Source organism: Pseudomonas sp. JV245A (assembly GCF_032424515.1).
Lineage (GTDB): Bacteria > Pseudomonadota > Gammaproteobacteria > Pseudomonadales > Pseudomonadaceae > Aquipseudomonas > Aquipseudomonas protegens.
Genome location: NZ_VYKE01000032.1, coordinates 14669 through 40588 on the forward strand (window position 1 = coordinate 14669; position 25920 = coordinate 40588).

The 25920-nt window shown below is 58.5% G+C and carries 25 protein-coding genes; 20 read left to right on the forward strand and 5 right to left on the reverse strand.

Translation table 11 applies throughout. The features are described 5' to 3' along the window. Positions 1 to 26: 26 nt before the first annotated feature. The 5 genes from F6S12_RS12035 to dnaA form a co-directional block, all read right to left on the reverse strand. Entirely contained in the window at positions 27 to 431 is a 405-nt protein-coding gene (locus F6S12_RS12035) for an Imm1 family immunity protein (RefSeq protein WP_015633604.1), read from the reverse strand. Positions 432 to 552: 121 nt separating this feature from the next. Further along, the gene (gyrB, locus tag F6S12_RS12040) at positions 553 to 2970 is read right to left on the reverse strand and encodes a DNA topoisomerase (ATP-hydrolyzing) subunit B (protein ID WP_011058394.1); all 2418 of its coding nucleotides are present in this window, start codon (positions 2968 to 2970) and stop codon (positions 553 to 555) included. Between the two features lie 4 nt (positions 2971 to 2974). Beyond that, positions 2975 to 4078, reverse strand: coding sequence for a DNA replication/repair protein RecF (gene recF, locus F6S12_RS12045; RefSeq protein WP_011058393.1), 1104 nt, complete (start codon positions 4076 to 4078; stop codon positions 2975 to 2977). Positions 4079 to 4098: 20 nt separating this feature from the next. Continuing rightward, positions 4099 to 5202 carry a DNA polymerase III subunit beta gene (dnaN, locus tag F6S12_RS12050; RefSeq protein WP_011058392.1) on the reverse strand — a complete coding sequence of 368 codons (1104 nt, stop codon included), beginning with the start codon at positions 5200 to 5202 and terminating at the stop codon, positions 4099 to 4101. 38 nt (positions 5203 to 5240) lie between these two features. After that, positions 5241 to 6782 (reverse strand): chromosomal replication initiator protein DnaA, encoded by a 1542-nt coding sequence (gene dnaA / locus F6S12_RS12055; protein ID WP_315868933.1) that lies wholly within the window; start codon positions 6780 to 6782, stop codon positions 5241 to 5243. 566 nt (positions 6783 to 7348) lie between these two features. On the opposite strand from dnaA, the gene rpmH reads away from it, so the two are divergent. From rpmH to F6S12_RS12155, 20 genes are all read left to right on the forward strand, one after another. After that, the gene (gene rpmH / locus F6S12_RS12060; RefSeq protein ID WP_003213577.1) at positions 7349 to 7483 is read left to right on the forward strand and encodes a 50S ribosomal protein L34; all 135 of its coding nucleotides are present in this window, start codon (positions 7349 to 7351) and stop codon (positions 7481 to 7483) included. 16 nt (positions 7484 to 7499) lie between these two features. Further along, positions 7500 to 7901: a ribonuclease P protein component gene (gene rnpA, locus F6S12_RS12065; protein WP_026020269.1), complete on the forward strand. Its 402-nt coding sequence runs from the start codon at positions 7500 to 7502 to the stop codon at positions 7899 to 7901. After that, positions 7894 to 8139, forward strand: a complete 246-nt coding sequence (gene yidD / locus F6S12_RS12070) for a membrane protein insertion efficiency factor YidD (RefSeq protein WP_003213574.1) — start codon at positions 7894 to 7896, stop codon at positions 8137 to 8139. The genes rnpA and yidD overlap by 8 nt, the downstream gene beginning before the upstream one ends. A 2-nt stretch (positions 8140 to 8141) precedes the next feature. After that, on the forward strand, positions 8142 to 9842 hold the full coding sequence (gene yidC, locus F6S12_RS12075) for a membrane protein insertase YidC (RefSeq protein ID WP_011064394.1): 1701 nt from the start codon (positions 8142 to 8144) through the stop codon (positions 9840 to 9842). Between the two features lie 79 nt (positions 9843 to 9921). Further along, a complete protein-coding gene (gene mnmE, locus F6S12_RS12080; RefSeq protein WP_315868934.1) occupies positions 9922 to 11292 on the forward strand; it encodes a tRNA uridine-5-carboxymethylaminomethyl(34) synthesis GTPase MnmE in 1371 nt (456 codons plus the stop codon). A 311-nt stretch (positions 11293 to 11603) separates the two neighbouring features. After that, positions 11604 to 13016 (forward strand): amino acid permease, encoded by a 1413-nt coding sequence (locus tag F6S12_RS12085; protein ID WP_065364981.1) that lies wholly within the window; start codon positions 11604 to 11606, stop codon positions 13014 to 13016. Between the two features lie 3 nt (positions 13017 to 13019). Continuing rightward, complete coding sequence (locus tag F6S12_RS12090) at positions 13020 to 13841, forward strand: phytanoyl-CoA dioxygenase family protein (protein ID WP_015637576.1); 822 nt, start codon at positions 13020 to 13022, stop codon at positions 13839 to 13841. 545 nt (positions 13842 to 14386) lie between these two features. Further along, complete coding sequence (gene mnmG, locus F6S12_RS12095) at positions 14387 to 16279, forward strand: tRNA uridine-5-carboxymethylaminomethyl(34) synthesis enzyme MnmG (protein ID WP_152685845.1); 1893 nt, start codon at positions 14387 to 14389, stop codon at positions 16277 to 16279. Positions 16280 to 16284: 5 nt separating this feature from the next. Then, positions 16285 to 16920, forward strand: a complete 636-nt coding sequence (gene rsmG / locus F6S12_RS12100; RefSeq protein WP_174824018.1) for a 16S rRNA (guanine(527)-N(7))-methyltransferase RsmG — start codon at positions 16285 to 16287, stop codon at positions 16918 to 16920. An 18-nt stretch (positions 16921 to 16938) separates the two neighbouring features. Further along, positions 16939 to 17736 (forward strand): ParA family protein, encoded by a 798-nt coding sequence (locus tag F6S12_RS12105; RefSeq protein ID WP_011064388.1) that lies wholly within the window; start codon positions 16939 to 16941, stop codon positions 17734 to 17736. Positions 17737 to 17745: 9 nt separating this feature from the next. Then, positions 17746 to 18618: a ParB/RepB/Spo0J family partition protein gene (locus tag F6S12_RS12110; RefSeq protein ID WP_315868935.1), complete on the forward strand. Its 873-nt coding sequence runs from the start codon at positions 17746 to 17748 to the stop codon at positions 18616 to 18618. Positions 18619 to 18766: 148 nt separating this feature from the next. Next, a complete protein-coding gene (locus tag F6S12_RS12115; RefSeq protein ID WP_015637573.1) occupies positions 18767 to 19174 on the forward strand; it encodes a F0F1 ATP synthase subunit I in 408 nt (135 codons plus the stop codon). 16 nt (positions 19175 to 19190) lie between these two features. Next, entirely contained in the window at positions 19191 to 20063 is an 873-nt protein-coding gene (atpB, locus tag F6S12_RS12120; protein WP_011064386.1) for a F0F1 ATP synthase subunit A, read from the forward strand. Positions 20064 to 20195: 132 nt separating this feature from the next. Next, positions 20196 to 20453 carry a F0F1 ATP synthase subunit C gene (gene atpE / locus F6S12_RS12125; RefSeq protein ID WP_002555987.1) on the forward strand — a complete coding sequence of 86 codons (258 nt, stop codon included), beginning with the start codon at positions 20196 to 20198 and terminating at the stop codon, positions 20451 to 20453. A gap of 57 nt (positions 20454 to 20510) precedes the next feature. Next, the gene (locus F6S12_RS12130) at positions 20511 to 20981 is read left to right on the forward strand and encodes a F0F1 ATP synthase subunit B (protein WP_011064385.1); all 471 of its coding nucleotides are present in this window, start codon (positions 20511 to 20513) and stop codon (positions 20979 to 20981) included. Positions 20982 to 20993: 12 nt separating this feature from the next. Beyond that, positions 20994 to 21530 (forward strand): F0F1 ATP synthase subunit delta, encoded by a 537-nt coding sequence (locus tag F6S12_RS12135; RefSeq protein ID WP_011064384.1) that lies wholly within the window; start codon positions 20994 to 20996, stop codon positions 21528 to 21530. Positions 21531 to 21551: 21 nt separating this feature from the next. After that, on the forward strand, positions 21552 to 23096 hold the full coding sequence (gene atpA / locus F6S12_RS12140) for a F0F1 ATP synthase subunit alpha (RefSeq protein ID WP_011064383.1): 1545 nt from the start codon (positions 21552 to 21554) through the stop codon (positions 23094 to 23096). 50 nt (positions 23097 to 23146) lie between these two features. Further along, positions 23147 to 24007 carry a F0F1 ATP synthase subunit gamma gene (gene atpG, locus F6S12_RS12145; protein ID WP_011064382.1) on the forward strand — a complete coding sequence of 287 codons (861 nt, stop codon included), beginning with the start codon at positions 23147 to 23149 and terminating at the stop codon, positions 24005 to 24007. Positions 24008 to 24034: 27 nt separating this feature from the next. Then, entirely contained in the window at positions 24035 to 25411 is a 1377-nt protein-coding gene (gene atpD / locus F6S12_RS12150; protein WP_011064381.1) for a F0F1 ATP synthase subunit beta, read from the forward strand. Between the two features lie 45 nt (positions 25412 to 25456). Next, positions 25457 to 25882 (forward strand): F0F1 ATP synthase subunit epsilon, encoded by a 426-nt coding sequence (locus F6S12_RS12155; RefSeq protein ID WP_011064380.1) that lies wholly within the window; start codon positions 25457 to 25459, stop codon positions 25880 to 25882. Positions 25883 to 25920: the final 38 nt, after the last annotated feature.

Below are 25920 nucleotides of genomic sequence, written 5' to 3' on the forward strand. Positions count from 1 at the left end.
CCAAGGTCAACGTCCTTATTGTCCAGTTAACCTTCCACTTCCCAGGCCAGATCGGGATCAGCCGAGCCATAGGCCGAGAAATAAGCCAGGGCCTGTCTCGCTCGCTCTTTAGCCACACACTGATAGCGAGGGTAACTACCGGACTGGCCGCCCGCGACCAACTCAACCCGCTGATCATCAGGGGTGTCTGCGCTGAGCAGGGTCTGCAACGACTGGTCGACGTCCTGGGCGATAAAGACCACATACTGATCGGCCGCACCGCCCCCGATATGCATCAGGGTCTGATCACTGAAGAAAAAAACCGTCGAGCTGAAAGCCTTTCCGTCCAGGCGGTTGAACGCGGACAACACCTGCATCGAGTCGGGGTTTAACCACTCATGGGTGTGACAACGATTACCGGCATATTCATCTTCAACAATTTTCTTGAGCATTTGCCATGACTGCCTTGTCCGGATAAAAACGTAAATCGTTATGGATGAGGGATTGAACAATCTGCCAATAAAAAAGGCCAACGCAAGCGTCGGCCTTTTTATTTTCAGCTGTGTCGCTGGATCAGAAGTCCAGGTTGGACACCGCCAGGGCGTTGCTTTCGATGAAGTCGCGACGAGGCTCGACCGCATCACCCATCAGGGTGTTGAAGATCTGGTCGGCCCCGATGGCGTCTTCAATGGTCACCTTGAGCATGCGGCGCATGCTTGGGTCCATGGTGGTTTCCCACAGCTGGTCAGGGTTCATCTCGCCCAGACCTTTGTATCGCTGGATGGTGTGGCGCTTGGTGCTTTCCGCCATCAGCCAGTCCAGGGCTTCCTTGAACTCGGTGACGGCTTTCTTGCGTTCGCCGCGCTGAACATACGCGCCTTCGTCCAGCAGGGTGCTCAGTTGAGCGCCGAGGGAGACGACGGTTTTGTAGTCGTTGCTGCCGAAGAAGTCGCGGTTGAAGGTGACGTAGTTGGACAGGCCGTGGGAGATCAGCTCGACCTCTGGCAGCCACACATTGCGTTCACGGTCTTCGCGCAGGCTGGCCTTGTAGACCAGGCCGGACTTCTCGGAAGTGCGCAGGCGGGCGTCGTACTTGGCCAGCCAATCCTGCATGGCGGCGTGGTCGGACAGTTGCTCCATGGTCACGGCCGGCAGGTAGATGAAGTGCTCGGTCAGCTCCTGCGGGTACAGGCGCGACAGGCGCTTGAGGGTCTTCATCACCATGCGGAAGTCGTTGACCAGGCGCTCCAGCGCCTCGCCGGAGATCCCCGGGGCTTCTTCGTTCAAGTGCAGGCTGGCATCTTCCAGAGCCGACTGGGTCATGTAGTCTTCCATGGCGTCGTCGTCTTTGATGTATTGCTCTTGCTTGCCTTTCTTGACCTTGTACAGCGGCGGCTGGGCGATGTAGATGTAGCCGCGCTCGATCAGCTCCGGCAACTGACGGAAGAAGAAGGTCAGCAGCAGGGTACGGATGTGCGAACCGTCGACGTCAGCATCGGTCATGATGATGATGTTGTGATAACGCAGCTTGTCGATGTTGTACTCTTCGCGGCCGATGCCGCAGCCCAGCGCGGTGATCAGGGTGCCCACCTCTTGCGAGGAGATCATCTTGTCGAAGCGTGCCTTCTCGACGTTGAGGATCTTGCCCTTGAGCGGCAGGATCGCCTGGGTCTTGCGATTGCGGCCCTGCTTGGCGGAACCGCCAGCAGAGTCACCTTCCACCAGGTAGAGTTCGGACAGGGCCGGATCCTTTTCCTGGCAGTCCGCCAGTTTACCCGGCAGGCCGGCGATATCCAGCGCGCCTTTGCGGCGAGTCATTTCACGGGCTTTCCGCGCCGCTTCACGAGCGCGGGCAGCGTCGATCATCTTGCCCACCACCAACTTGGCTTCGTTGGGGTTTTCCAGCAGGAAGTCGGAGAAGTACTTGCCCATTTCCTGTTCGACCGCGGTCTTCACTTCGGAAGAAACCAGCTTGTCCTTGGTCTGGGAGCTGAACTTCGGATCCGGCACCTTCACCGAGATGATCGCGGTCAGGCCTTCACGAGCGTCGTCACCAGTGGTGGCGACCTTGTGTTTCTTGGCCAGGCCTTCCTGCTCGATGTAGTTGTTCAGGTTACGGGTCAGGGCCGAACGGAAGCCCACCAGGTGGGTACCGCCGTCGCGCTGAGGAATGTTGTTGGTGAAGCACAACAGGTTCTCGTTGAAGCTGTCGTTCCACTGCAAGGCGATTTCCACGCCGATGCCGTCTTCACGCTGGATGTTGAAGTGGAACACCTGGTTGACCGCAGTCTTGTTGGTGTTCAGGTATTCAACGAATGCCCGCAGGCCGCCTTCGTACTTGAACAGCTCTTCCTTGCCGCTGCGCTCGTCCTTGAGGACGATGCCGACACCGGAGTTGAGGAAGGACAGTTCACGGATCCGCTTGGCCAGGACGTCCCAGCTGAAGTGGATGTTCTTGAAGGTTTCAGCCGAAGGCTTGAAGTGGATCTGGGTACCGGTGGTTTCGCTGTCACCAACGATTTTCATCCGCTCTTGCGGAACACCGTGGACATAGGTCTGTTCCCAGATCTTGCCGCTACGGCGCACGGTGAGGATCAGCTCCTCGGACAGGGCGTTCACTACCGATACACCTACGCCGTGCAGACCGCCGGAGACCTTGTAGGAGTTGTCGTCGAACTTACCGCCGGCGTGGAGCACGGTCATGATGACCTCTGCCGCCGAAACGCCTTCTTCTTTATGCACATCTACCGGGATGCCGCGACCATTGTCGCGCACGGTGATGGATTCATCCGGGTGGATGATGATGCTGATGTCGTCGCAATGGCCGGCCAGCGCTTCGTCGATGGAGTTATCGACCACCTCGAACACCATGTGGTGCAGACCGCTGCCGTCATCGGTGTCGCCAATGTACATACCGGGACGTTTGCGTACGGCATCCAAACCTTTCAGCACCTTGATGCTGGTCGAGTCGTACGTATTTTCTTCGCTCATGCCTTCACTCCCGATGGTCGTGGGTCTGGGTGATACGGCCTTGTTCCACGTGGAACAAAGCGACTGGCGTTTCCGTCTGCCAGCCTTCCCTCAATAATTCGTGGTCTACACAGGTGATAAACACCTGGCAGCGTAAGTCTTCCAACAAGCGACAAAGTGCGCGGCGATGCTGCTCGTCCAGCTCGGACGGCAAGTCATCCACCAGATAAATACACTGACCGCGGCGAGCCTGGCTCACCAGGTGCCCCTGGGCAATGCGCAAGGCACAGACCACCAACTTCTGCTGGCCACGGGACAAGATGTCCGCGGCGTTGTGTCCACCTAAGCGCAGACGCAAATCAGCACGTTGTGGGCCGGCCTGGGTATGACCCATTTGCTGGTCACGGTGGAGGGCGGTCGCGAGCACTTCACTGAGCTCCCGGTCCTTGTCCCAACCACGGTAATAGCTAAGCGTCAGGCCCTCGAGCTGCAACAGTTCGCCCAAGGTCCGCTCAAAGACTGGTTTCAAGGCTTTGATATAAGCGCGGCGGTATTCATCGATTTCAGCGCTGGCCTGACACAGTTCCCGGTCCCAGGCCGCTTGCGAAGCGGCGTCAAGTGTACCATGCCGCAGCCATGAGTTCCGCTGCCGCAGGGCCTTCTGCAAGCGCTGCCAGGTGGACATGAAGCGTGGTTCCACATGGAACACTCCCCAATCCAGGAACTGCCGACGGATCTTCGGTGCGCCCTCCAGCAGGCGGAAGCTGTCCGGGTTGATCAACTGCAGCGGCAGGATCTCGGCCAACTGCGCCGCGCTGCGGGCATTCTGACCGTCGATGCGGATCTGGAATTCCCCCTGGCGATCACGGGATATCCCCAGGCTGCTATGGCCGCCCTGGGCCAACTCCACCTGGCCGAACACCGTGCAAGCCAGCTGCTCGTACTGGATCACCGGCAACAGGCGGGCACTGCGGAACGAGCGGGCAAGCCCCAGCAGGTGGATGGCTTCCAGCACACTGGTCTTGCCACTGCCGTTGGCGCCATAGAGAAGGTTGATGCGGGGGGAGGGGGAGAAGGTCACCGGGTGCAGATTGCGCACCGCGGTGACCGAGACGCGACTGAGGGACATCTAGCTTCTGCTGAGCATGATTACAGGCGCATCGGCATGACAACGTAAGCCGAGTCGTCGTTGTCGGATTCCTGCACCAGCGCACTGCTGTTGGAATCGGACAGGATCAGGCGAACCTGTTCGGTGGTCATCACGCCCAGAACGTCCAGCAGGTAGCTGACGTTGAAGCCGATTTCCAGGGAACCGCCGTTGTATTCCACGCCCACTTCTTCTTCCGCTTCTTCCTGCTCCGGGTTGTTGGCCTGGATCTTCAGCTGACCATTGGCCAGTTGCAGACGGATGCCGCGGTACTTCTCGTTGGACAGGATCGCGGTACGGCTGAAGGCTTCGCGCAGCGCCTGGCGATCACCCAGTACCAGCTTGTCACCGCCTTTTGGCAGCACGCGCTCGTAGTCCGGGAACTTGCCGTCCACCAGCTTGGAGGTGAAGGTGAATTCGCCGGTGGTGGCACGAATGTGGTGCTGGCCCAGGACAATGCTGACGTTGCCATCGGGCTCGGTGAGCAGGCGCGCCAGTTCCAGGATGCCTTTGCGCGGCACGATCACCTGGTGGCGATCCGGCTGGCCGATGTCCGCCTGCATCGAGCACATGGCCAGACGGTGACCGTCGGTGGCCACGGCGCGGATGATCCCGGCGGACACTTCCAGCAGCATGCCATTGAGGTAGTAGCGCACATCCTGCTGGGCCATGGCGAAGCTGGTGCGTTCGATCAGGCGGCGCAGTCGGCTCTGCTCCAGCTGGCAGGTCAACGAGCCCGGGCCTTCTTCCACAGTCGGGAAGTCGTTGGCCGGCAGGGTCGACAGGGTGAAGCGGCTACGCCCGGCCTTCACCACCAGCTTCTGCTCGTCGACCTTGATGTCGATCAGGGCATCGTTGGGCAGGCTCTTGCAGATGTCCATCAGCTTGCGCGCGGGAACGGTGATTTCCCCCGGCTCGGCTGGCTCTTCAAGTTGCACACGACCGACCAGCTCGACTTCCAGGTCGGTACCGGTCAGCGACAGTTGCTGGCCTTCGACAACCAGCAGCACGTTGGAAAGCACCGGCAAGGTCTGGCGGCGTTCGACGACGCCGGCGACCAGTTGCAGGGGTTTCAACAGGGCTTCGCGTTGAATGGTGAAATGCATGGTCTAGTCCCTTGCCTTAATAAGCTGCGTTGGAGTCATCAAGTGGTCAGAGTACGCAGCAGGTTCTTGTAGTCCTCGCGGATGTCCGCGTCGGATTCCTTAAGTTCATTGATCTTGCGGCAGGCGTGCAGAACCGTGGTGTGGTCGCGACCGCCGAACACATCGCCGATTTCCGGCAGGCTGTGGTTGGTCAGTTCCTTGGACAGGGCCATGGCCACCTGACGCGGGCGGGCCACCGAACGGGAACGCCGCTTGGACAGCAGATCGGAAATCTTGATCTTGTAGTACTCGGCGACGGTGCGCTGGATGTTATCCACAGACACCAGCTTGTCCTGCAGCGCCAGCAGGTCCTTCAAGGATTCGCGAATCAGCTCGATGGTGATATCGCGGCCCATGAAGTGCGAGTGGGCGATGACCCGTTTCAGGGCACCTTCCAGTTCACGGACGTTGGAGCGAATGCGCTGGGCAATGAAGAACGCTGCATCATGAGGCAGCTCGACCTTGGCCTGGTCGGCCTTCTTCATCAGGATCGCCACCCGGGTTTCCAGCTCAGGCGGTTCGACGGCCACCGTCAGGCCCCAGCCGAAGCGCGACTTGAGACGCTCTTCCAGGCCTTCGATCTCCTTCGGGTAGCGGTCACTGGTGAGAATCACCTGCTGGCCGCCTTCGAGGAGGGCGTTGAAGGTGTGGAAAAACTCTTCCTGGGAACGCTCCTTGCGGGCGAAGAATTGAATGTCATCGATCAGCAGCGCATCGACCGAACGGTAGAAACGCTTGAATTCGTTGATGGCGTTGAGCTGCAACGCCTTGACCATGTCCGCCACGAAGCGCTCGGAATGCAGGTACACGACCTTGGCATTCGGGTTCTTCTTTAATAGGTGGTTACCCACAGCGTGCATCAAGTGGGTCTTACCCAGGCCGACGCCGCCATAAAGGAACAGCGGGTTGTAGCCATGCTTGGGGTTGTCCGCCACCTGCCAGGCCGCTGCGCGGGCCAGCTGGTTGGATTTACCCTCGACGAAATTCTCAAAGGTGAAAGTGCGGTTCAGGTAGCTGGTGTGCTTGAGCGCGCCTTCTACCTGGACGGTACGCTGTTCGGCGCGTACCGGTGCCTGCTGCGAGCTGGCGCCCGCCATCGGGTCGAAGCTGTCACGAGAGGGTTCTTCGCTGACTTCGGCAGCCTTCTGTGCGGCGGCTTTCTTGGCCGGGGCAGAAGTGGGTGCCGGAGCGGGCGCGGGAGTAGCCGCCGGGGCAGCATTGGCTGCAGCTGCTTGCAGGGCTTGCGAAGCGGCAGCGGCCAGTGGCGCGTTAGGTGCGGCGCGAGGCGCCGAACTGCGTTTGCTGCCTATTAATAAGGAAAGGACCGGTGCCATGCCGTTGCCGTGTTCATCCAGCAGCTCGAGCACGCGCCCCAGGTACTTTTCATTGACCCAATCGAGAACAAAACGATTCGGTGCGTATACACGCAACTCGTCGCCTTCGGCTTCGACCTGTAGCGGACGGATCCAAGTGTTGAATTGCTGGGCAGGCAGCTCATCACGCAGAAGCTCCACGCACTGCTGCCAAAGTTCCACTGACACGGATATCCCCTAAGTTGAAAGCCGGTGAGGCAAAAACAAGCGGCCATTGTAGCGATCAGCCGCCCACTTATCCACATGTAGCGTGTCCTCAGGACACTAAGAATCAACGCCTTACCCCGAATAAACACGACCAGCGGTATGTGCATAAGCTCTGTGGATAACCCCACTTGAGGCCATTGCACAACTCGGGGCGAAACTCTGTGGGTAACTCGCCTGTGGATAACCTACCGTTCCACACACAGGTTTTCCGATGGCGCAGCACAGGCAGGACACCGTTTCTCAACCGTGTTGTCATTCTCTGTACAGTGCGGACTAGAAGGGCTTGAGTCAGTTATCCACAGATGAGGACGTCCCTAATCTTTATAAGCTTTACAGAAAAGCTTTAAATACTTTCCTTCTTTATTTTTATATCTAGCCGACCCTGGCTCACAACCCCGTACCCGGACATACATAGATAAAGGAAAAGCTGGTTGGAAATTGACCTAGAGGCTTGCTTTCTCTAGAATCGCCGATCTCTTAAAACGGGGGCCATTCCGGCCCGTTGTGGACGAACCAGGTAACACGACATGAAACGTACTTTCCAACCAAGCACTATCAAACGCGCTCGTACCCACGGTTTCCGTGCTCGCATGGCTACCAAGAACGGTCGTGCCGTCCTGTCGCGTCGTCGCGCCAAAGGTCGTGCGCGTCTGGCAGTTTGATAATCCGGCACTGGAGGTGAGTCAGGACTTCAGTCGGGAAAAGCGTCTGCTTACTCCCCGGCACTTCAAGGCGGTCTTTGACTCCCCTACCGGCAAGGTTCCGGGGAAAAATCTCCTGCTCCTTGCGCGCAACAACGATCTTGATCATCCCCGTCTGGGGCTCGTGATCGGGAAAAAGAGCGTAAAACTCTCCGTTGAGCGCAATCGCCTCAAGCGTCTGATGCGCGAATCGTTTCGTCTCCACCAGGACTCACTGGTCGGATGGGATATCGTTATCGTCGCGCGCAAAGGTTTGGGCGATGTAGAAAACCCCGAATTGATTCAGCATTTCGGCAAACTCTGGAAACGCCTGGCACGCAACAAGCCGGTACCAGCAGCCAACTCCGAAACTGTAGGGGTAGACAGTCCCGATGCGTAAACTGGCACTCGTTCCGATCCAGTTTTACCGCTATGCCATTAGTCCTCTGATGGCCAATCACTGTCGTTTCTACCCCAGTTGTTCCTGCTACGCGTTGGAAGCCATCGAAAATCATGGCCTTCTGCGCGGTGGCTGGCTGACCTTTCGTCGTTTAGGTCGCTGTCATCCGTGGAATCCCGGTGGTTATGACCCGGTTCCACCTATCCCTACCTCCCGTTCTTCTTCGATGGCCGAGTAATCATGGATATCAAACGCACGATCCTGATCGTCGCCCTGGCAATCGTGTCCTATGTCATGGTTCTTAAATGGAACCAGGATTATGGCCAAGCTGCCCTGCCGACTCAGAATGTTGCTTCCAGCACGACCGCCCCGGGCTTGCCGGATGCGCCAACAGGCACTTCCGCTGCCAACGACGACATTCCGCGCGCGGCAAGCGACACCACCGCACCCGCTGAAGCGCCTGTAGCGGCAAGCAAAGATCTCATTCAGATCAAAACGGATGTGCTCGACCTGGCTGTCGATCCACAAGGTGGGGATATCGCGCAACTGCGTTTGCCACTGTATCCACGTCGTCAGGACCACCCGGAAATCCCGTTCCAGCTGTTCGATAACGGCAACGAACGGACTTACCTGGCACAAAGTGGCCTGATTGGCAGCAACGGCCCGGACGCAAGCCCGGCCGGTCGCCCGATCTACTCGGCCGAGAAGAAAAGTTATCAACTGGCTGACGGTCAGGACCAATTGGTGGTCGACCTGAAGTTCAGCAAGGACGGCGTCAACTACATCAAGCGCTTCACCCTGAAGCGTGGCTTGTATGACATCACCGTTTCCTACCTGATCGACAACGAAAGCGCGCAGCCCTGGACCGGTGCGATGTTCGCCCAGCTCAAGCGCGACGCCAGTTCCGATCCATCCTCCAGCACCGCCACCGGCACCGCGACTTACCTGGGCGCCGCCCTGTGGACAAGTTCCGAGCCGTACAAAAAAGTGTCCATGAAAGACATGGACAAGGTGAACGAGGACAAATCCAAGGCACCCATCACTGAAAATGTTCAGGGTGGTTGGGTTGCCTGGCTGCAGCACTACTTCGTAACCGCCTGGATTCCGCCAAAAGGCGAGAACAACCAGGTTCTGGCGCGTAAAGACAGCAAAGGCAACTACATCATCGGCTACACCGGCCCTTCAATGACCGTTGCTCCGGGTGCCAAGGCTGAAACCAGCGCCATTCTGTACGCCGGCCCGAAAAGCCAGGCCGTGCTGAAAGAGTTGTCCCCAGGCCTGGAACTGACCGTGGACTACGGTTTCCTGTGGTTCATTGCCCAGCCGATCTTCTGGCTGCTGCAACATATCCACAGCCTGGTGGGTAACTGGGGCTGGTCGATCATCTTCCTGACCATGCTGATCAAGGGGATCTTCTTCCCACTGTCGGCTGCCAGCTACAAGTCCATGGCACGCATGCGTGCAGTGGCTCCGAAACTGGCCGCGCTGAAGGAAAAATTCGGCGACGATCGTCAGAAAATGTCCCAGGCGATGATGGAGCTGTACAAGAAAGAGAAGATCAATCCGCTGGGCGGCTGCTTGCCGATCCTGGTGCAGATGCCGGTCTTCCTGTCCCTGTACTGGGTACTCCTGGAAAGCGTGGAAATGCGCCAGGCACCGTTCATGCTGTGGATTACCGACCTGTCGATCAAGGATCCGTTCTTCATCCTGCCGATCATCATGGGCGCCACCATGTTCATCCAGCAGCAGCTGAACCCGACGCCTCCGGATCCGATGCAGGCCAAGGTGATGAAAATGATGCCGATCATCTTCACCTTCTTCTTCCTGTGGTTCCCGGCGGGTCTGGTGCTGTACTGGGTAGTGAACAACTGCCTGTCGATCGCTCAACAGTGGTACATCACTCGTAAGATCGAAGCGGCTACCAAGAAAGCAGCTGCCTGACCTACGCTGTGGATAACCACACAAGACGCCCCCTAGTGGGGCGTTTTGCTATCTGTCACTTTTGTCTGGATGTCGGGTTATGAATGTCCCTCGTGAAACCATCGCTGCCATTGCTACCGCCCAGGGCCGCGGCGGCGTGGGTATCGTACGGATTTCCGGGCCCCTGGCGGGCGCGGCAGCCAAAGCCATCAGCGGTCGTGAGCTGAAGCCGCGGTTTGCCCATTACGGGCCGTTTCTCAGTGAGCAAGAAGAAGTCCTGGATGAGGGCATTGCCCTGTATTTCCCCGGGCCGAACTCCTTCACCGGCGAAGACGTGCTGGAACTGCAGGGCCACGGCGGCCCGATTGTTCTCGACATGCTGCTGCAGCGCTGCCTGGAACTGGGCTGCCGCCTGGCTCGGCCGGGGGAATTCAGCGAGCGTGCGTTCCTCAACGACAAACTGGACCTGGCCCAGGCCGAAGCCATTGCCGACCTGATCGAGGCCAGTTCGGCACAGGCTGCGCGCAATGCCCTGCGTTCGCTGCAAGGGGCGTTCTCCCAACGTGTGCATAACTTGACCGAGCAACTGATCGCCCTGCGGATCTATGTCGAAGCGGCGATCGATTTTCCCGAGGAAGAAATCGACTTCCTTGCCGATGGCCATGTGTTGAGCATGCTCGATGCAGTGCGTGACGAGTTATCCACAGTACTGCGTGAAGCCGGGCAGGGCGCCTTGCTGCGCGATGGCATGACCGTGGTAATCGCCGGGCGCCCAAATGCCGGCAAATCCAGCCTGCTCAACGCCCTGGCCGGGCGCGAGGCTGCCATCGTCACTGATATCGCCGGCACCACCCGGGACATCCTGCGCGAACATATCCACATCGACGGCATGCCGTTGCACGTGGTGGACACCGCAGGGCTGCGGGACACCGAGGACCAGGTGGAAAAGATCGGTGTCGAACGGGCCCTAAAGGCCATCAGCGAGGCCGACCGGGTGTTGCTGGTGGCGGACGCCACCGCGGCGGAAGCAGCGGACCCCTTCGCCCTGTGGCCGGAGTTTCTCGAACAGCGACCAGACCCGGCCAAGGTCACGCTGATTCGCAACAAGGCCGATCTGACCGGTGAACCCATTGCCCTGGAAACCTGTGACGATGGCCATGTCACCATCAGCCTCAGTGCCATGGCCGCGGGTAGCGGGCTGGAACTACTGCGTGACCACCTGAAAGCCTGCATGGGCTATGAACAGACGTCCGAAAGCAGCTTCAGTGCGCGCCGCCGGCACTTGGAGGCATTGCGCTACGCCAGTGCCGCCCTGGAACATGGCCGGGCACAGTTGACCCTGGCAGGTGCCGGCGAACTGCTGGCCGAGGACTTGCGCCAGGCTCAGCAATCGCTGGGGGAAATCACCGGGGCCTTCAGTTCCGATGACCTGCTGGGGCGGATCTTCTCCAGCTTCTGCATCGGCAAGTAATCATCCTTCCGAGCAAGCGCCTGTGGACAACTCCCTCCGGGATACCGTCTGCGGGCGTTACCTTTATCCCCCATCCAAGCCCGCTGCGACATTGAGTAACAGCGCCCGACTGAAAATAACTGCTTTATCCCCCGGTTAATCAGCCAATAGCCGTCATATCGCAGAAGTTCGCATAAGCGCCGACTTGGTTCCCTATTTGCATCCATTTCTTGTACAGGTTTATACATCTCGGGAAATTCCCCGGCATGCGTCGCCTGGGCCGACGGTTGGAAGCCGGCTGGTCTTCATGAACCTGCATTCAAGGAGCTGAAATGGCTGACGCGGGCACTGTTCTACAGCGTGGCCTGAGCACCCGGCACATCCGCTTCATCGCCCTGGGCTCTGCCATCGGCACAGGCTTGTTCTACGGTTCGGCGGCCGCCATTCAACGGGCGGGGCCTTCGGTCCTGCTGGCCTATCTGATTGGCGGCGCAGCCATCTACCTGACCATGCGCGCCCTGGGAGAGATGGCAGTCAGGACCCCTGTTTCAGGCTCTTTCGGACATTACGCCAGCAGTTATCTGGGACGTTTTGCGGGGTTTCTCACCGGTTGGAGCTACGCCTTTTCCATGCTCATGGTGTGCCTGGCTGACGTCACCGCATTCGGCGTCTACATGGGCCTGTGGTTTCCCGATACTCCCCGCTGGATCTGGGTGCTGAGCATTGTCCTGGGCATTGGCGCCTTGAACCTGTGCAGCGTAAAGGTGTTCGGCGAGCTGGAGTTCTGGCTGTCGCTGCTCAAGGTTGGCGCCATTGTGGCCATGATCGTCGGCGGCTTTACCCTGCTGTTCTTCGGCATCCAGCTTGGGGAGGAACAAAGCCGGGGAGGGCTGGCCAATCTCTGGGAATACGGCGGCTTTTTCCCTAACGGCGTGGAGGGCATGATCGCCTCCTTCACCATCGTCATGTTCGCCTTTGGTGGAATCGAAGTCATCGGCATCACCGCCGGCGAGGCCAAGGACCCGCAGCGCATGATCCCCAAGGCCATCAACTCGGTACCGCTGCGGATCCTGATCTTCTACGTACTGACCTTGCTGATTCTGTTGACCCTGGCGCCCTGGTCGAGCATCGGTAGCCATGGCAGCCCGTTCGTGCAGATCTTCAGCAGCCTGGGGATCAGTTCGGCGGCCACGGTGCTGAATATCGTAGTGATTTCCGCCGTGGTCTCGGCCATCAACAGCGATATCTTCAGTGCCGGGCGAATGATGTATGGCATGGCGGCGATCGGGCAGGCGCCGGCAGTGTTCGCCAGGACCTCCCGGTTCGGCGTGCCCTGGATGACGGTGTTGGTCATGTCGGTGGCATTGCTGCTGGGGGTGCTGCTCAACTACTGGATCCCGCAGGAACTGTTCCTGATCTTTGCCTCGCTGGTGACCTTTTCCGTGGTCTGGGTCTGGCTGATGATCCTGCTGTCACAAATGGCCATGCGTCGTGGCATGAGTGCCAGGGAAATCCACGAACTGAAGTTCCCGGTGCCCCTGGGCACTGCGGGTCAGGCCTGTGCCGTGGTTTTCATGTTGTTCATCTTCGGTGTGCTGGGCGCATTTGCCGATACGCGCCTGGCTCTGTATGTGGGGCTGGGCTGGTTGGCGCTGCTGTCGCTGGCCTATTGGATATGGATCAAGCCGGATACCACCGGCTCGGCCGCCGCCGAGCCCGGTATCGGAACTCAGGAAAAGGGATAACCCATGGGATCGTTCGAGTTGCCGCCTACAACCATTGAAGCCTTTCAGCGCGATGGCGCTGTGTGCATTCGCCAACTGTTCAGCAGCGATGAAGTCGGCCTGCTGGAGCGGGGGATCGAGCACAACCTGGCGTTTCCCAGCGAACGGGCCAAGGTCGCCAGCCGTCCGGACGACCCTGGCTGGTTCTTCGAGGACTTCTGCAACTGGCAAGAGAACCCGGCCTATCGGCAGTTCATCTTCCAGAGCCGGGTTGGCCATGTGGCTGCGCAACTGATGGGCAGCGATCAGGCTCGCCTGTATCACGACCACCTGCTGGTCAAGGAACCCAATACCCGGCAACGCACGCCCTGGCACCAGGACCAGCCGTACTACAACGTCGAAGGCCGTCAGAACTGCAGCATGTGGATGCCGGTGGACCCGGTGGCCCGGGAATCGACCCTGGAGTTCATTGCCGGCTCACACCTGGGGCCCTGGCTGATGCCGCGAACCTTTCTCGACAACCAGGCCAGGTGGTTCCCCGAGGGCAGCCTGGCTGATCTTCCGGACATCGAGGCCGATCGTTCAGCATGGAACATTCTGGGCTGGGAACTGCAGCCCGGCGACGCAGTGTTTTTCCACATGCTGACCCTGCATGGGGCCGGCGGTGTAGGCGGAAATAGACGGCGGCGGGCGTTTTCCCTGCGTTTTCTCGGAGAAGACATGCGCCATGCCCCGAGACCATGGCGAACCTCACCGGAATTCCCCGGCCTGGTCGAACAGTTGGCCGCCGGCGCCGCTCTGGAGCATGAGCTGTTTCCACGCTTGTGGCCTCGCGACCTGGCCTGAACGGTCATTTATCCACCGGCAGGTCGCGCTCGCGGCCTGTCTTTTCGCGTTATCCAGCTTCCATTTTCGTTCTTTGCCCTGGGCGAAGGGGGGAGCTGTGGGCGTCTATCAGTGGAAAGCAGGTTTTTCTGTGGATTAAGCCCTGTGAATAACTGCCCTTCAGCTCAGTTGATAACCGGGCTCCAAAACTGAGGAAAACCACCCCTGTGGATAACAGCCCCATTCATCCACAGGCTTAAACCGGTTATCCAAGGGCCTCATTGCCACCTAACCACAGACTTTAAAATCTCTGTACACATTGTAAATAAAGGGATACAGCGATCTATCCACAGATAGGGTGCTGTATAAGAATAAACATAAAAACAAGGTTTTAATAAATCTCTCTCTTTTAATTTCTATTGTCCGCCAGTCATCCACAGCTGGTTAAATTTTGTGCAAAGGGTTCTTTAGAAAGGTCGAAGTCCCTATACTTGCCGCCTTGGTCCAAAAACCAACCCGACAACTACTCCTAATTACTCCTACTTGAAGCAGGCACGAGGTGCGTGGTGGATTTCCCTTCCCGTTTTGAAGTGATCGTCATCGGCGGCGGTCATGCCGGTACCGAGGCAGCACTTGCATCAGCACGCATGGGGGCAAAAACCCTGTTGCTGACGCATAACGTGGAAACCCTCGGTGCCATGAGCTGCAATCCCGCGATCGGCGGCATTGGCAAGAGCCACCTGGTCAAGGAAATCGATGCCCTGGGCGGCGCGATGGCCATGGCTACTGATAAGGGCGGCATCCAGTTTCGCGTGTTGAATAGCCGCAAAGGCCCAGCCGTGCGCGCTACCCGCGCCCAGGCCGACCGCATTCTGTATAAGGCAGCTGTTCGCGAGATTCTGGAAAACCAGCCCAACCTGTGGATATTTCAACAGGCAGCTGACGACCTGATCGTTGAACAGGATCAGGTCCGTGGTGTTGTGACCCAGATGGGCCTACGTTTCTTCGCCGAATCCGTGGTGTTGACCACCGGTACCTTCCTCGGCGGACTTATCCACATCGGTATGCAGAACTACTCCGGCGGTCGTGCTGGTGATCCGCCCTCGATTGCCCTGGCGCAACGACTTCGGGAACTGCCTCTGCGTGTCGGCCGCCTGAAAACCGGCACACCGCCGCGTATTGATGGCCGTTCTGTGGATTTCTCGGTAATGACCGAGCAACCTGGCGATACCCCGATTCCCGTGATGTCGTTCCTGGGGTCGAAAGAGCAGCATCCACCGCAAGTCAGTTGCTGGATTACCCACACCAACGCCCGCACCCACGAAATCATTGCTTCGAACCTCGACCGTTCGCCGATGTACTCCGGGGTGATCGAAGGTATTGGCCCGCGTTACTGCCCGTCGATCGAAGACAAGATCCATCGCTTTGCCGACAAGGAAAGCCACCAGGTCTTCATCGAGCCCGAAGGCCTGACTACCCACGAGCTGTACCCGAACGGGATATCCACCTCCCTGCCATTCGACGTGCAACTGCAGATCGTGCAGTCGATTCGCGGCATGGAAAACGCCCATATCGTGCGCCCGGGCTATGCCATCGAGTACGACTACTTCGACCCGCGGGACTTGAAGTACAGCCTGGAAACCAAAGTCATCGGTGGCCTGTTCTTCGCAGGCCAGATCAATGGCACCACCGGCTATGAAGAAGCCGGTGCCCAAGGTTTGCTGGCCGGGGCCAACGCGGCACTGCGTGCTCAGGGCAAAGACAGCTGGTGCCCGCGTCGCGACGAGGCCTATATCGGGGTACTGGTGGATGACCTGATTACCCTGGGCACCCAGGAACCGTACCGGATGTTCACGTCCCGCGCGGAATACCGCTTGATCCTGCGTGAAGACAACGCCGACCTGCGTCTGACCGAAAAAGGTCGCGAACTGGGGCTGGTGGATGACGTGCGCTGGGCCGCTTTCTGCAAGAAACGCGAAGGCATTGTCCAGGAAGAACAACGTTTGAAGTCCACCTGGGTTCGTCCGGGTACCGAGCAGGGTGATGCCATTGCACAAAAATTCGGCACGCCGCTGACCCACGAATACAACCTGCTGAACCTGCTGAGCCGTCCGGAAATCGACTACGCTGGTCTGGTCGAAGTGACCGGGCAGGGCGCTGAAGATCCGCAGGTCGCCGAACAGGTCGAGATCAAGACCAAGTACGCCGGCTACATCGATCGCCAGCAGGACGAAATTGCTCGCCTGCGCGCCAGTGAAGACACCAAATTGCCTGTGGATATCGATTACAGCGGTATTTCCGGCCTGTCGAAGGAAATCCAGAGCAAGCTCGGCGCGACCCGCCCGGAAACCCTGGGCCAGGCCTCGCGGATTCCCGGTGTGACCCCGGCAGCGATCTCCCTGTTGATGATTCACTTGAAAAAACGCGGCGCGGGCCGTCAGTTGGAGCAAAGCGCTTGAGTTCTATGGTCACCCCACAACACGCGGATGAGTTATCCACAGGCGCTCGCGAGCTCGGCGTCGAGCTGAGCCCGACCCAGCACCAATTGCTGCTGGGTTACCTGGCCCTGTTGATCAAGTGGAACAAGGCCTACAACCTCACTGCGGTGCGCGATCCCGATGAAATGGTCTCCCGCCATCTGCTCGATAGCCTGAGCGTGATGTCGTTCATCGAAAACGGCCACTGGCTGGACGTCGGCAGCGGTGGCGGCATGCCCGGCATCCCGCTGGCGATCCTGTTTCCCGAGTCGCAAGTCACCTGTCTGGACAGCAACGGCAAGAAAACCCGCTTCCTGACCCAGGTCAAACTCGAACTCAAGCTCGAAAACCTGCAAGTTATCCACAGTCGGGTCGAAGCCTTTACTCCTGAGCAGCCTTTCAACGGGATCATTTCTCGGGCGTTCAGCAGCATGGAGAACTTCACCAGCTGGACCCGCCACCTGGGCGACCGCGATACACGCTGGCTGGCAATGAAGGGCGTCCATCCCTCGGATGAGCTGTTAGCATTGCCGGCGGACTTCCACCTCGATAGCGAACACGCCTTGGCCGTACCCGGTTGCCAAGGCCAACGCCATCTGCTGATACTGCGCCGCACGGCATGATTGGGAACACAAGCAAGAATGGCTAAGGTATTCGCGATAGCGAACCAGAAAGGTGGCGTGGGCAAGACCACCACCTGCATCAACCTCGCAGCATCCCTGGTAGCGACCAAGCGCCGGGTGCTGTTGATCGATCTTGATCCACAGGGCAACGCCACCATGGGTAGCGGTGTGGATAAACACGGTTTGGAAAACTCGGTCTATGACCTGCTGATCGGTGAGTGCGACCTGGCCCAGGCCATGCACTTCTCCGAGCACGGCGGTTACCAGTTGCTGCCGGCCAACCGCGACCTGACGGCCGCGGAGGTGGTGCTGCTGGAAATGCAGATGAAGGAAAGCCGTCTGCGCAGCGCCCTGGCGCCAATCCGCGAAAACTACGACTACATCCTGATCGACTGCCCGCCGTCGCTGTCGATGCTCACCCTCAACGCCTTGGTCGCCGCCGATGGGGTCATTATCCCCATGCAGTGCGAGTACTACGCGCTGGAAGGTTTGAGCGACCTTGTGGATAACATCAAGCGCATCGCCGAACTGCTCAACCCGGAGCTGAAGATCGAAGGCTTGCTGCGCACCATGTTCGACCCGCGCCTGAGCCTGATGAACGATGTTTCCGCGCAGCTCAAGGAACACTTCGGCGATCAGCTGTATGACACCGTGATTCCGCGCAACATCCGTTTGGCCGAAGCGCCGAGCTACGGTATGCCGGCGTTGGCGTACGACAAACAATCCCGTGGCGCGCTGGCCTACCTGGCCCTGGCGGGCGAGATGGTTCGCCGGCAACGTAAACAATCGCGCGTCGCAGCCGCCCAGCCAACTTAAGGAATCCCCATGGCCGTTAAGAAAAGAGGTCTCGGACGTGGACTGGATGCACTGTTGAGTGGTCCGACTGTCAGCGCACTGGAAGAACAAGCGGTGCAGGCCGACCAGCGTGAGCTGCAACACCTGCCCCTGGACCTGATCCAGCGCGGCAAGTACCAGCCGCGTCGGGACATGGACCCGCAAGCGCTGGAAGAACTGGCGAATTCGATCAAGAGCCAGGGCGTGATGCAGCCGATCGTGGTCCGGCACATCGGTGGTGGTCGTTTCGAGATCATTGCCGGCGAGCGCCGCTGGCGGGCCAGCCAGCAGGCTGGCCAGGAAACCATCCCGGCGATGGTCCGCGATGTGCCGGATGAAACCGCTATCGCCATGGCTCTGATCGAGAACATCCAGCGTGAAGATCTCAACCCCATCGAGGAGGCGGTGGCCCTGCAGCGCCTGCAGCAGGAATTCCAGCTGACTCAGCAACAGGTCGCCGAAGCCGTGGGCAAGTCCCGCGTCAGCGTGGCCAACCTGCTGCGCCTGATCGCCTTGCCTGAGGTGATCAAGACCATGCTGTCCCACGGCGACCTGGAAATGGGTCATGCCCGTGCATTGCTCGGATTGCCGGAAAATCAACAGGTTGAAGGGGCGCGACACGTTGTCGCACGAGGCCTCACCGTGCGCCAGACCGAGGCCCTGGTTCGCCAGTGGCTGAGCGGCAAACAGGAACCTGCTGAACCGGTCAAGCCAGACCCGGATATCGCCCGTCTCGAGCAGCGTCTGGCCGAGCGCCTGGGCTCTGCGGTGCAGATCCGCCACGGCAAGAAGGGTAAAGGTCAGCTGGTGATCGGCTACAACTCCCTGGATGAGCTGCAAGGCGTCCTCGCTCACATCCGCTGAAACATTTCCTTATGTAGCGCGCAGTCGGAAATCACTACCCGGCAGTTGAATAGGGGCTGAACCGCCCCTATACTCTGCGCGCATTTTGTCGGCACAAATTATGCCAAGTTAATGAATTCTGGCAGCCGACCCTTGAGGAGCAAGAGCGATGGAAACCCGCACGCCAAACCGCTTGCCGTTTCATCGCTTGGCGGTTTTTCCGGTTTTACTGGCTCAGTTGATCATTTTACTGATAGCCGCTCTGGCGCTCTGGCAATGGCGTGGAGTCGTAGCCGGATACTCAGGCCTTTGCGGAGGACTGATAGCCTTGCTACCCAATGTGTATTTCGCTCACAGGGCATTTCGGTTTTCCGGCGCCCGAGCGGCCCAAGCCATCGTCCGGTCTTTTTATGCCGGTGAGGCGGGCAAACTGATTTTGACGGCGGTGCTGTTTGCACTGACGTTTGCAGGTGTGAAGCCATTGGCGCCGCTGGCTGTATTCGGCGTCTTCGTGCTGACCCAACTGGTCAGCTGGTTCGCTCCCCTGCTAATGAGAACAAGACTTTCGAGACCTTAGGGCGTTTGAGGCAACCATGTCAGCAGAAACAACCGCTTCGGGCTATATCCAGCACCACTTGCAGAACCTGACCTTCGGTCAGCTACCCAATGGGAGCTGGGGCTTTGCCCACTCCGCAGCAGAAGCCAAGGAAATGGGCTTCTGGGCATTCCACGTCGATACCCTCGGCTGGTCTGTCGCACTGGGTGTGATCTTCATTCTTCTGTTCCGCATGGCGGCCAAGAAGGCGACTTCCGGCGTGCCGGGCGCTTTGCAGAACTTCGTTGAAGTCATGGTTGGCTTCGTCGATGGCAGCGTGAAGGACAGTTTCCACGGCCGCAGCCCGGTGATCGCACCGTTGGCACTGACCATTTTCGTCTGGGTGTTCCTGATGAACGCCATCGACCTGGTACCGGTGGACTGGATTCCACAACTGGCCATGTTGATCTCCGGCGACCAGCACATTCCGTTCCGTGCCGTATCCACCACTGACCCGAACGCCACCCTGGGCATGGCCCTGTCGGTGTTTGCGCTGATCATTTTCTACAGCATCAAGGTCAAGGGCATCGGCGGCTTCATCGGCGAACTGACCCTGCACCCGTTCGGCAGCAAGAACATCCTGGTTCAGGCGCTGCTGATTCCGGTGAACTTCCTGCTTGAATTCGTGACCCTGGTTGCCAAGCCGATCTCGTTGGCACTGCGTCTGTTCGGCAACATGTATGCCGGCGAACTGGTGTTCATCCTGATCGCTGTGATGTTCGGCAGCGGCCTGCTGTGGCTCAGCGGCATGGGTGTGGTTCTGCAATGGGCGTGGGCTGTGTTCCACATCCTGATCATCACCCTGCAGGCCTTTATCTTCATGATGCTGACCATCGTCTACCTGTCGATGGCGCACGAAGAGAACCATTAAGACCAGTCTCGACTAGTCTGATGTCCCTCTCGTTGCGGCGAGAGGGGGCCCGTCTCGGGTCAATGAAACGATTTGTTTTACCGCTTTAATCTAAAAAACCTAAACCATACGACGTAAAAGTCGGGAGGAAAGATGGAAACTGTAGTTGGTCTAACCGCTATCGCTGTTGCACTGTTGATCGGCCTGGGCGCACTGGGTACCGCAATTGGTTTCGGCCTGCTGGGCGGCAAGTTCCTGGAAGGCGCAGCGCGTCAGCCAGAAATGGTTCCAATGCTGCAAGTTAAAATGTTCATCGTTGCCGGTCTGCTCGACGCCGTAACCATGATCGGTGTTGGTATCGCTCTGTTCTTCACCTTCGCAAACCCCTTCGTTGGTCAACTCGCTGGCTAATCACTCGATTCTTCGAGTTGATTGGTGTGACGGACAACGAACGAGCGAGGTGTTGGCGTGAACATTAATGCAACCCTGATTGGCCAGTCCGTTGCGTTCTTAATTTTTGTATTGTTCTGCATGAAGTTCATTTGGCCTCCGGTCATTGCAGCTCTGCACGAACGTCAAAAGAAGATCGCGGATGGACTGGACGCTGCCAGCCGAGCAGCTCGTGACCTGGAACTGGCCCAAGATAAAGCGGGTCAGCAACTGCGCGAAGCTAAAGCTCAGGCAGCTGAAATCATTGAGCAAGCCAAGAAGCGCGGTTCTCAGATCGTCGACGAAGCCCGTGAACAGGCTCGTGTCGAAGCTGAACGTGTGAAGGCTCAGGCTCAGGCCGAGATCGAACAGGAACTGAACGGCGTCAAAGACGCGCTGCGCGCCCAACTGGGTAGCCTGGCAGTCAACGGCGCAGAGAAGATCCTGGGTGCCACAATCGATCAAAACGCGCACGCAGAGCTGGTTAACAAACTGGCTGCTGAAATTTAAGCGAGGGCGATCATGGCAGAACTGACCACGTTGGCCCGACCTTACGCTAAGGCGGCCTTCGAGCACGCTCAGGCCCACCAGCAGCTGGCCTCTTGGTCAGCCATGCTCGGCCTGGCTGCAGCGGTGTCACAAGATGACACCATGCAGCGCGTGCTTAAGGCCCCGCGACTGACGAGCGCAGAAAAGGCCAGCACTTTTATCGAAGTGTGTGGCGACAAGTTTGATGCACAGGCACAGAATTTCATTCACGTTGCCGCCGAAAACGACCGTCTCCTGCTGTTGCCGGAGATCTCCGCTCTGTTCGACCTGTACAAGGCCGAGCAAGAGAAATCGGTGGATGTGGATGTGACCAGTGCGTTCGCATTGAACCAAGAACAGCAAGACAAACTCGCCAAGGTTCTCAGTGCACGGCTCGGCCGGGAAGTGCGACTGCACGCTGCGGAGGATGCCAGCCTTATTGGTGGCGTCGTAATCCGCGCCGGCGACCTGGTTATCGATGGCTCGATTCGCGGCAAACTCGCGAACCTTGCCGAAGCATTGAAATCTTGAGTTTGAAGGGGCAGCAGAGCAATGCAGCAACTCAATCCTTCCGAAATAAGTGAAATTATCAAGGGCCGCATCGAAAAGCTCGATGTGACCTCCCAAGCCCGTAACGAAGGCACTGTCGTCAGCGTATCTGACGGCATCGTGCGGATTCACGGTCTGGCCGACGTTATGTACGGCGAGATGATCGAGTTTCCGGGCGGCGTCTACGGTATGGCCCTCAACCTGGAGCAAGACTCCGTAGGTGCCGTTGTATTGGGCGCGTACACCAGTCTGGCTGAAGGCATGAGCGCCAAGTGCACTGGCCGCATCCTGGAGGTTCCGGTTGGTAAGGAACTGCTGGGTCGCGTAGTCGACGCACTGGGTAACCCAGTTGACGGCAAAGGTCCGCTGAACAACACCGAGACCGACGCGGTCGAGAAAGTTGCTCCAGGCGTGATCTGGCGTAAGTCGGTAGACCAGCCTGTACAGACTGGCTACAAGGCTGTCGATGCCATGATCCCAGTCGGCCGTGGCCAGCGTGAGCTGATCATCGGTGACCGTCAGATCGGTAAGACCGCTCTGGCGATCGACGCGATCATCAACCAGAAAGACAGCGGCATTTTCTGCGTCTACGTGGCTATCGGTCAGAAGCAATCGACCATCGCCAACGTGGTTCGCAAGCTCGAAGAAAACGGTGCACTGGCTAACACCATCATCGTTGCAGCGAGCGCTTCGGAATCTGCAGCACTGCAGTTCCTGGCTCCGTACTCCGGTTGCACCATGGGCGAATACTTCCGTGACCGCGGTGAAGACGCGCTGATCGTTTATGACGATCTGTCCAAGCAAGCAGTGGCCTACCGCCAGATTTCCCTGCTGCTGCGCCGTCCACCAGGCCGTGAAGCCTACCCAGGTGACGTGTTCTATCTCCACTCCCGTCTGCTGGAGCGCGCATCCCGCGTTTCCGAAGAGTACGTAGAGAAGTTCACCAACGGTGCAGTGACTGGCAAGACCGGTTCCCTGACCGCTCTGCCGATCATCGAAACCCAGGCTGGCGACGTTTCCGCGTTCGTTCCGACCAACGTGATCTCCATCACCGACGGTCAGATCTTCCTGGAATCGGCCATGTTCAACTCCGGGATCCGTCCTGCTGTGAACGCCGGTGTTTCGGTATCCCGTGTGGGTGGTGCCGCTCAGACCAAGATCATCAAGAAGCTGTCCGGTGGTATCCGTACCGCTCTGGCTCAGTACCGTGAACTGGCGGCATTCGCCCAGTTCGCTTCTGACCTGGACGAAGCGACCCGTAAGCAACTTGAGCATGGTCAGCGCGTTACCGAGCTGATGAAGCAGAAGCAATATGCGCCGATGTCCATCGCCGACATGTCCTTGTCCCTGTATGCCGCTGAACGTGGCTTCCTGACGGACGTCGAGATTGCCAAAGTTGGTAGCTTCGAACAGGCCATGATTGCTTACTTCAACCGCGATCACGCCGACCTGATGGCGAAGATCAACGTGAAGGGTGACTTCAATGACGAAATCGACGCTGGCCTGAAAGCCGGTATCGAGAAGTTCAAAGCCACCCAAACCTGGTAAGCCGCAGCGGGAGCCGCAAGGCTCCCGCTTGCTAACCTGATAGGTGTTACATGGCAGGCGCAAAAGAGATTCGCAGTAAGATTGCGAGCATCAAAAGCACGCAAAAAATTACCAGCGCCATGGAAAAAGTGGCGGTCAGCAAAATGCGCAAGGCACAAATGCGCATGGCTGCTAGCCGTCCTTATGCGGAGCGCATCCGCCAGGTTATTGGTCATCTGGCCAACGCCAACCCGGAATATCGTCACCCATTCATGATCGACCGTGCTATCAAGCGCGTCGGTTACGTTGTGGTGAGCAGTGACCGTGGTCTGTGTGGTGGCTTGAACACCAACCTGTTCAAGGCCCTGGTCAAGGACATGGCGGTAAACCGCGAACAAGGCGTCGAGATCGATCTGTGTGTGGTCGGTAGCAAGGGTGCGGCCTTCTTCCGCAACTTCGGCGGTAACGTCGTTGCAGCTATCAGCCATCTGGGTGAAGAGCCGTCGATCAATGATCTGATCGGCAGCGTCAAGGTGATGCTGGATGCGTACCTGGAAGGCCGGATTGACCGCCTGTCCGTGGTATCCAACAAGTTCATCAACACCATGACCCAGCAGCCGACCGTGGAGCAGTTGATTCCACTGGAGGCAACCCCGGATCAAGAACTCAAGCACCACTGGGACTACCTATACGAACCGGATGCTAAGGAGCTGCTGGACGGCTTGATGGTCCGTTACGTGGAGTCGCAGGTCTACCAGGCGGTGGTCGAGAACAACGCAGCTGAACAAGCGGCGCGGATGATCGCAATGAAGAACGCTACCGACAACGCCGGTGATTTGATCAGCGATTTGCAGCTGATCTACAACAAGGCGCGTCAGGCTGCGATCACCCAAGAGATCTCGGAAATCGTCGGCGGCGCTGCCGCGGTTTAACGGTTCAAATATTCAGAGGATCCAGCTATGAGTAGCGGACGTATCGTTCAAATCATCGGCGCCGTTATCGACGTGGAATTTCCACGCGACAGCGTACCGAGCATCTACGACGCCTTGAAGGTTCAAGGCGCCGAAACCACTCTGGAAGTTCAGCAGCAGCTGGGCGACGGCGTGGTGCGTACCATTGCGATGGGCTCCACCGAAGGCTTGAAGCGCGGTCTGGACGTCAACAACACTGGCGCAGCCATCTCCGTACCGGTCGGTAAAGCGACCCTGGGCCGGATCATGGACGTACTGGGCAACCCAATCGACGAAGCCGGTCCTATCGGTGAAGAAGAGCGTTGGGGCATCCACCGTCCAGCACCTTCCTTCGCAGAACAGGCAGGTGGCAACGACCTGCTGGAAACCGGGATCAAGGTAATTGACCTGGTTTGCCCGTTCGCCAAGGGCGGTAAAGTCGGTCTGTTCGGTGGTGCCGGTGTAGGCAAGACCGTAAACATGATGGAACTGATCCGTAACATCGCCATCGAGCACAGCGGTTATTCCGTGTTCGCCGGTGTGGGTGAGCGTACTCGTGAGGGTAACGACTTCTACCACGAGATGAAGGACTCCAACGTTCTGGACAAAGTGGCACTGGTCTACGGCCAGATGAACGAGCCGCCGGGAAACCGTCTGCGCGTAGCCCTGACCGGCCTGACCATGGCCGAGAAGTTCCGTGACGAAGGTAACGACGTTCTGCTGTTCGTCGACAACATCTACCGTTACACCCTGGCCGGTACCGAAGTATCCGCACTGCTGGGCCGTATGCCTTCCGCAGTAGGCTACCAGCCGACCCTGGCTGAAGAGATGGGCGTTCTGCAAGAACGTATCACTTCGACCAAGCAAGGCTCGATCACCTCGATCCAAGCGGTATACGTACCTGCGGACGACTTGACCGACCCGTCGCCAGCGACCACCTTCGCCCACTTGGACGCCACCGTCGTTCTGTCCCGTGACATCGCTTCCCTGGGTATCTACCCAGCGGTAGACCCACTGGACTCGACCTCCCGTCAGCTGGACCCGAACGTGATCGGCAACGAGCACTACGAAACCGCTCGCGGCGTTCAGTACGTACTGCAGCGTTACAAAGAGCTGAAGGACATCATTGCGATCCTGGGTATGGACGAGCTGTCGGAAACCGACAAGCAGTTGGTATCCCGCGCTCGTAAGATCCAGCGCTTCTTGTCGCAGCCGTTCTTCGTGGCTGAAGTCTTCACTGGTTCTCCAGGCAAATACGTTTCCCTGAAAGACACCATCGCTGGCTTCAAAGGCATCCTCAACGGTGACTACGACCACCTGCCAGAACAAGCGTTCTACATGGTCGGCGGCATCGACGAAGCGATCGAGAAAGCCAAGAAACTGTAATCCCGGCGCCCGGCAACGGGCGCTAATTTAGGTTGAGGCAAGCAGATGGCTATGACAGTCCATTGCGATATCGTCAGCGCGGAAGGGGAAATCTTCTCCGGTCTGGTGGAGATGGTGGTTGCGCACGGTGAACTGGGTGATCTTGGTATCGCTCTGGGTCACGCACCGCTGATCACCAACCTGAAGCCAGGTCCGATCCGCTTGATCAAGCAGGGCGGGGAAGCCGAGGTGTTCTACATCTCCGGTGGTTTCCTCGAGGTTCAGCCGAACATGGTCAAGGTTCTTGCCGACACCGTGCAACGTGCTGCCGACCTGGACGAAGCCTCCGCTCAGGAAGCCGTCAAGGCTGCTGAGAAGGCCCTGAATGAAAAAGGCGCAGATTTCGACTACGGTTCTGCTGCTGCACGTCTGGCCGAGGCCGCAGCTCAGCTGCGTACCGTCCAGCAGATCCGCAAGAAGTTCGGCGGCTAAGTCGCAGGCTTTCTGTGTGATTGATTAAAAAGGGTAGC

What these genes read in the sequence shown, in the direction of transcription:
- F6S12_RS12155 (WP_011064380.1), top strand. Translation starts at nt 25,457, where the DNA reads ATGGCTATGACAGTCCATTGCGATATCGTCAGCGCGGAAGGGGAAATC.
- F6S12_RS12085 (WP_065364981.1), top strand. Translation starts at nt 11,604, where the DNA reads ATGGCTGACGCGGGCACTGTTCTACAGCGTGGCCTGAGCACCCGGCAC.
- F6S12_RS12115 (WP_015637573.1), top strand. Translation starts at nt 18,767, where the DNA reads ATGGAAACCCGCACGCCAAACCGCTTGCCGTTTCATCGCTTGGCGGTT.
- atpE (WP_002555987.1), top strand. Translation starts at nt 20,196, where the DNA reads ATGGAAACTGTAGTTGGTCTAACCGCTATCGCTGTTGCACTGTTGATC.
- F6S12_RS12035 (WP_015633604.1), bottom strand. Translation starts at nt 431, where the DNA reads ATGCTCAAGAAAATTGTTGAAGATGAATATGCCGGTAATCGTTGTCAC.
- yidD (WP_003213574.1), top strand. Translation starts at nt 7,894, where the DNA reads ATGCGTAAACTGGCACTCGTTCCGATCCAGTTTTACCGCTATGCCATT.
- atpD (WP_011064381.1), top strand. Translation starts at nt 24,035, where the DNA reads ATGAGTAGCGGACGTATCGTTCAAATCATCGGCGCCGTTATCGACGTG.
- F6S12_RS12105 (WP_011064388.1), top strand. Translation starts at nt 16,939, where the DNA reads ATGGCTAAGGTATTCGCGATAGCGAACCAGAAAGGTGGCGTGGGCAAG.
- mnmE (WP_315868934.1), top strand. Translation starts at nt 9,922, where the DNA reads ATGAATGTCCCTCGTGAAACCATCGCTGCCATTGCTACCGCCCAGGGC.
- atpA (WP_011064383.1), top strand. Translation starts at nt 21,552, where the DNA reads ATGCAGCAACTCAATCCTTCCGAAATAAGTGAAATTATCAAGGGCCGC.
- atpG (WP_011064382.1), top strand. Translation starts at nt 23,147, where the DNA reads ATGGCAGGCGCAAAAGAGATTCGCAGTAAGATTGCGAGCATCAAAAGC.
- recF (WP_011058393.1), bottom strand. Translation starts at nt 4,078, where the DNA reads ATGTCCCTCAGTCGCGTCTCGGTCACCGCGGTGCGCAATCTGCACCCG.
- atpB (WP_011064386.1), top strand. Translation starts at nt 19,191, where the DNA reads ATGTCAGCAGAAACAACCGCTTCGGGCTATATCCAGCACCACTTGCAG.
- gyrB (WP_011058394.1), bottom strand. Translation starts at nt 2,970, where the DNA reads ATGAGCGAAGAAAATACGTACGACTCGACCAGCATCAAGGTGCTGAAA.
- dnaN (WP_011058392.1), bottom strand. Translation starts at nt 5,202, where the DNA reads ATGCATTTCACCATTCAACGCGAAGCCCTGTTGAAACCCCTGCAACTG.
- rpmH (WP_003213577.1), top strand. Translation starts at nt 7,349, where the DNA reads ATGAAACGTACTTTCCAACCAAGCACTATCAAACGCGCTCGTACCCAC.
- F6S12_RS12110 (WP_315868935.1), top strand. Translation starts at nt 17,746, where the DNA reads ATGGCCGTTAAGAAAAGAGGTCTCGGACGTGGACTGGATGCACTGTTG.
- F6S12_RS12135 (WP_011064384.1), top strand. Translation starts at nt 20,994, where the DNA reads ATGGCAGAACTGACCACGTTGGCCCGACCTTACGCTAAGGCGGCCTTC.
- rsmG (WP_174824018.1), top strand. Translation starts at nt 16,285, where the DNA reads ATGGTCACCCCACAACACGCGGATGAGTTATCCACAGGCGCTCGCGAG.
- F6S12_RS12090 (WP_015637576.1), top strand. Translation starts at nt 13,020, where the DNA reads ATGGGATCGTTCGAGTTGCCGCCTACAACCATTGAAGCCTTTCAGCGC.
- yidC (WP_011064394.1), top strand. Translation starts at nt 8,142, where the DNA reads ATGGATATCAAACGCACGATCCTGATCGTCGCCCTGGCAATCGTGTCC.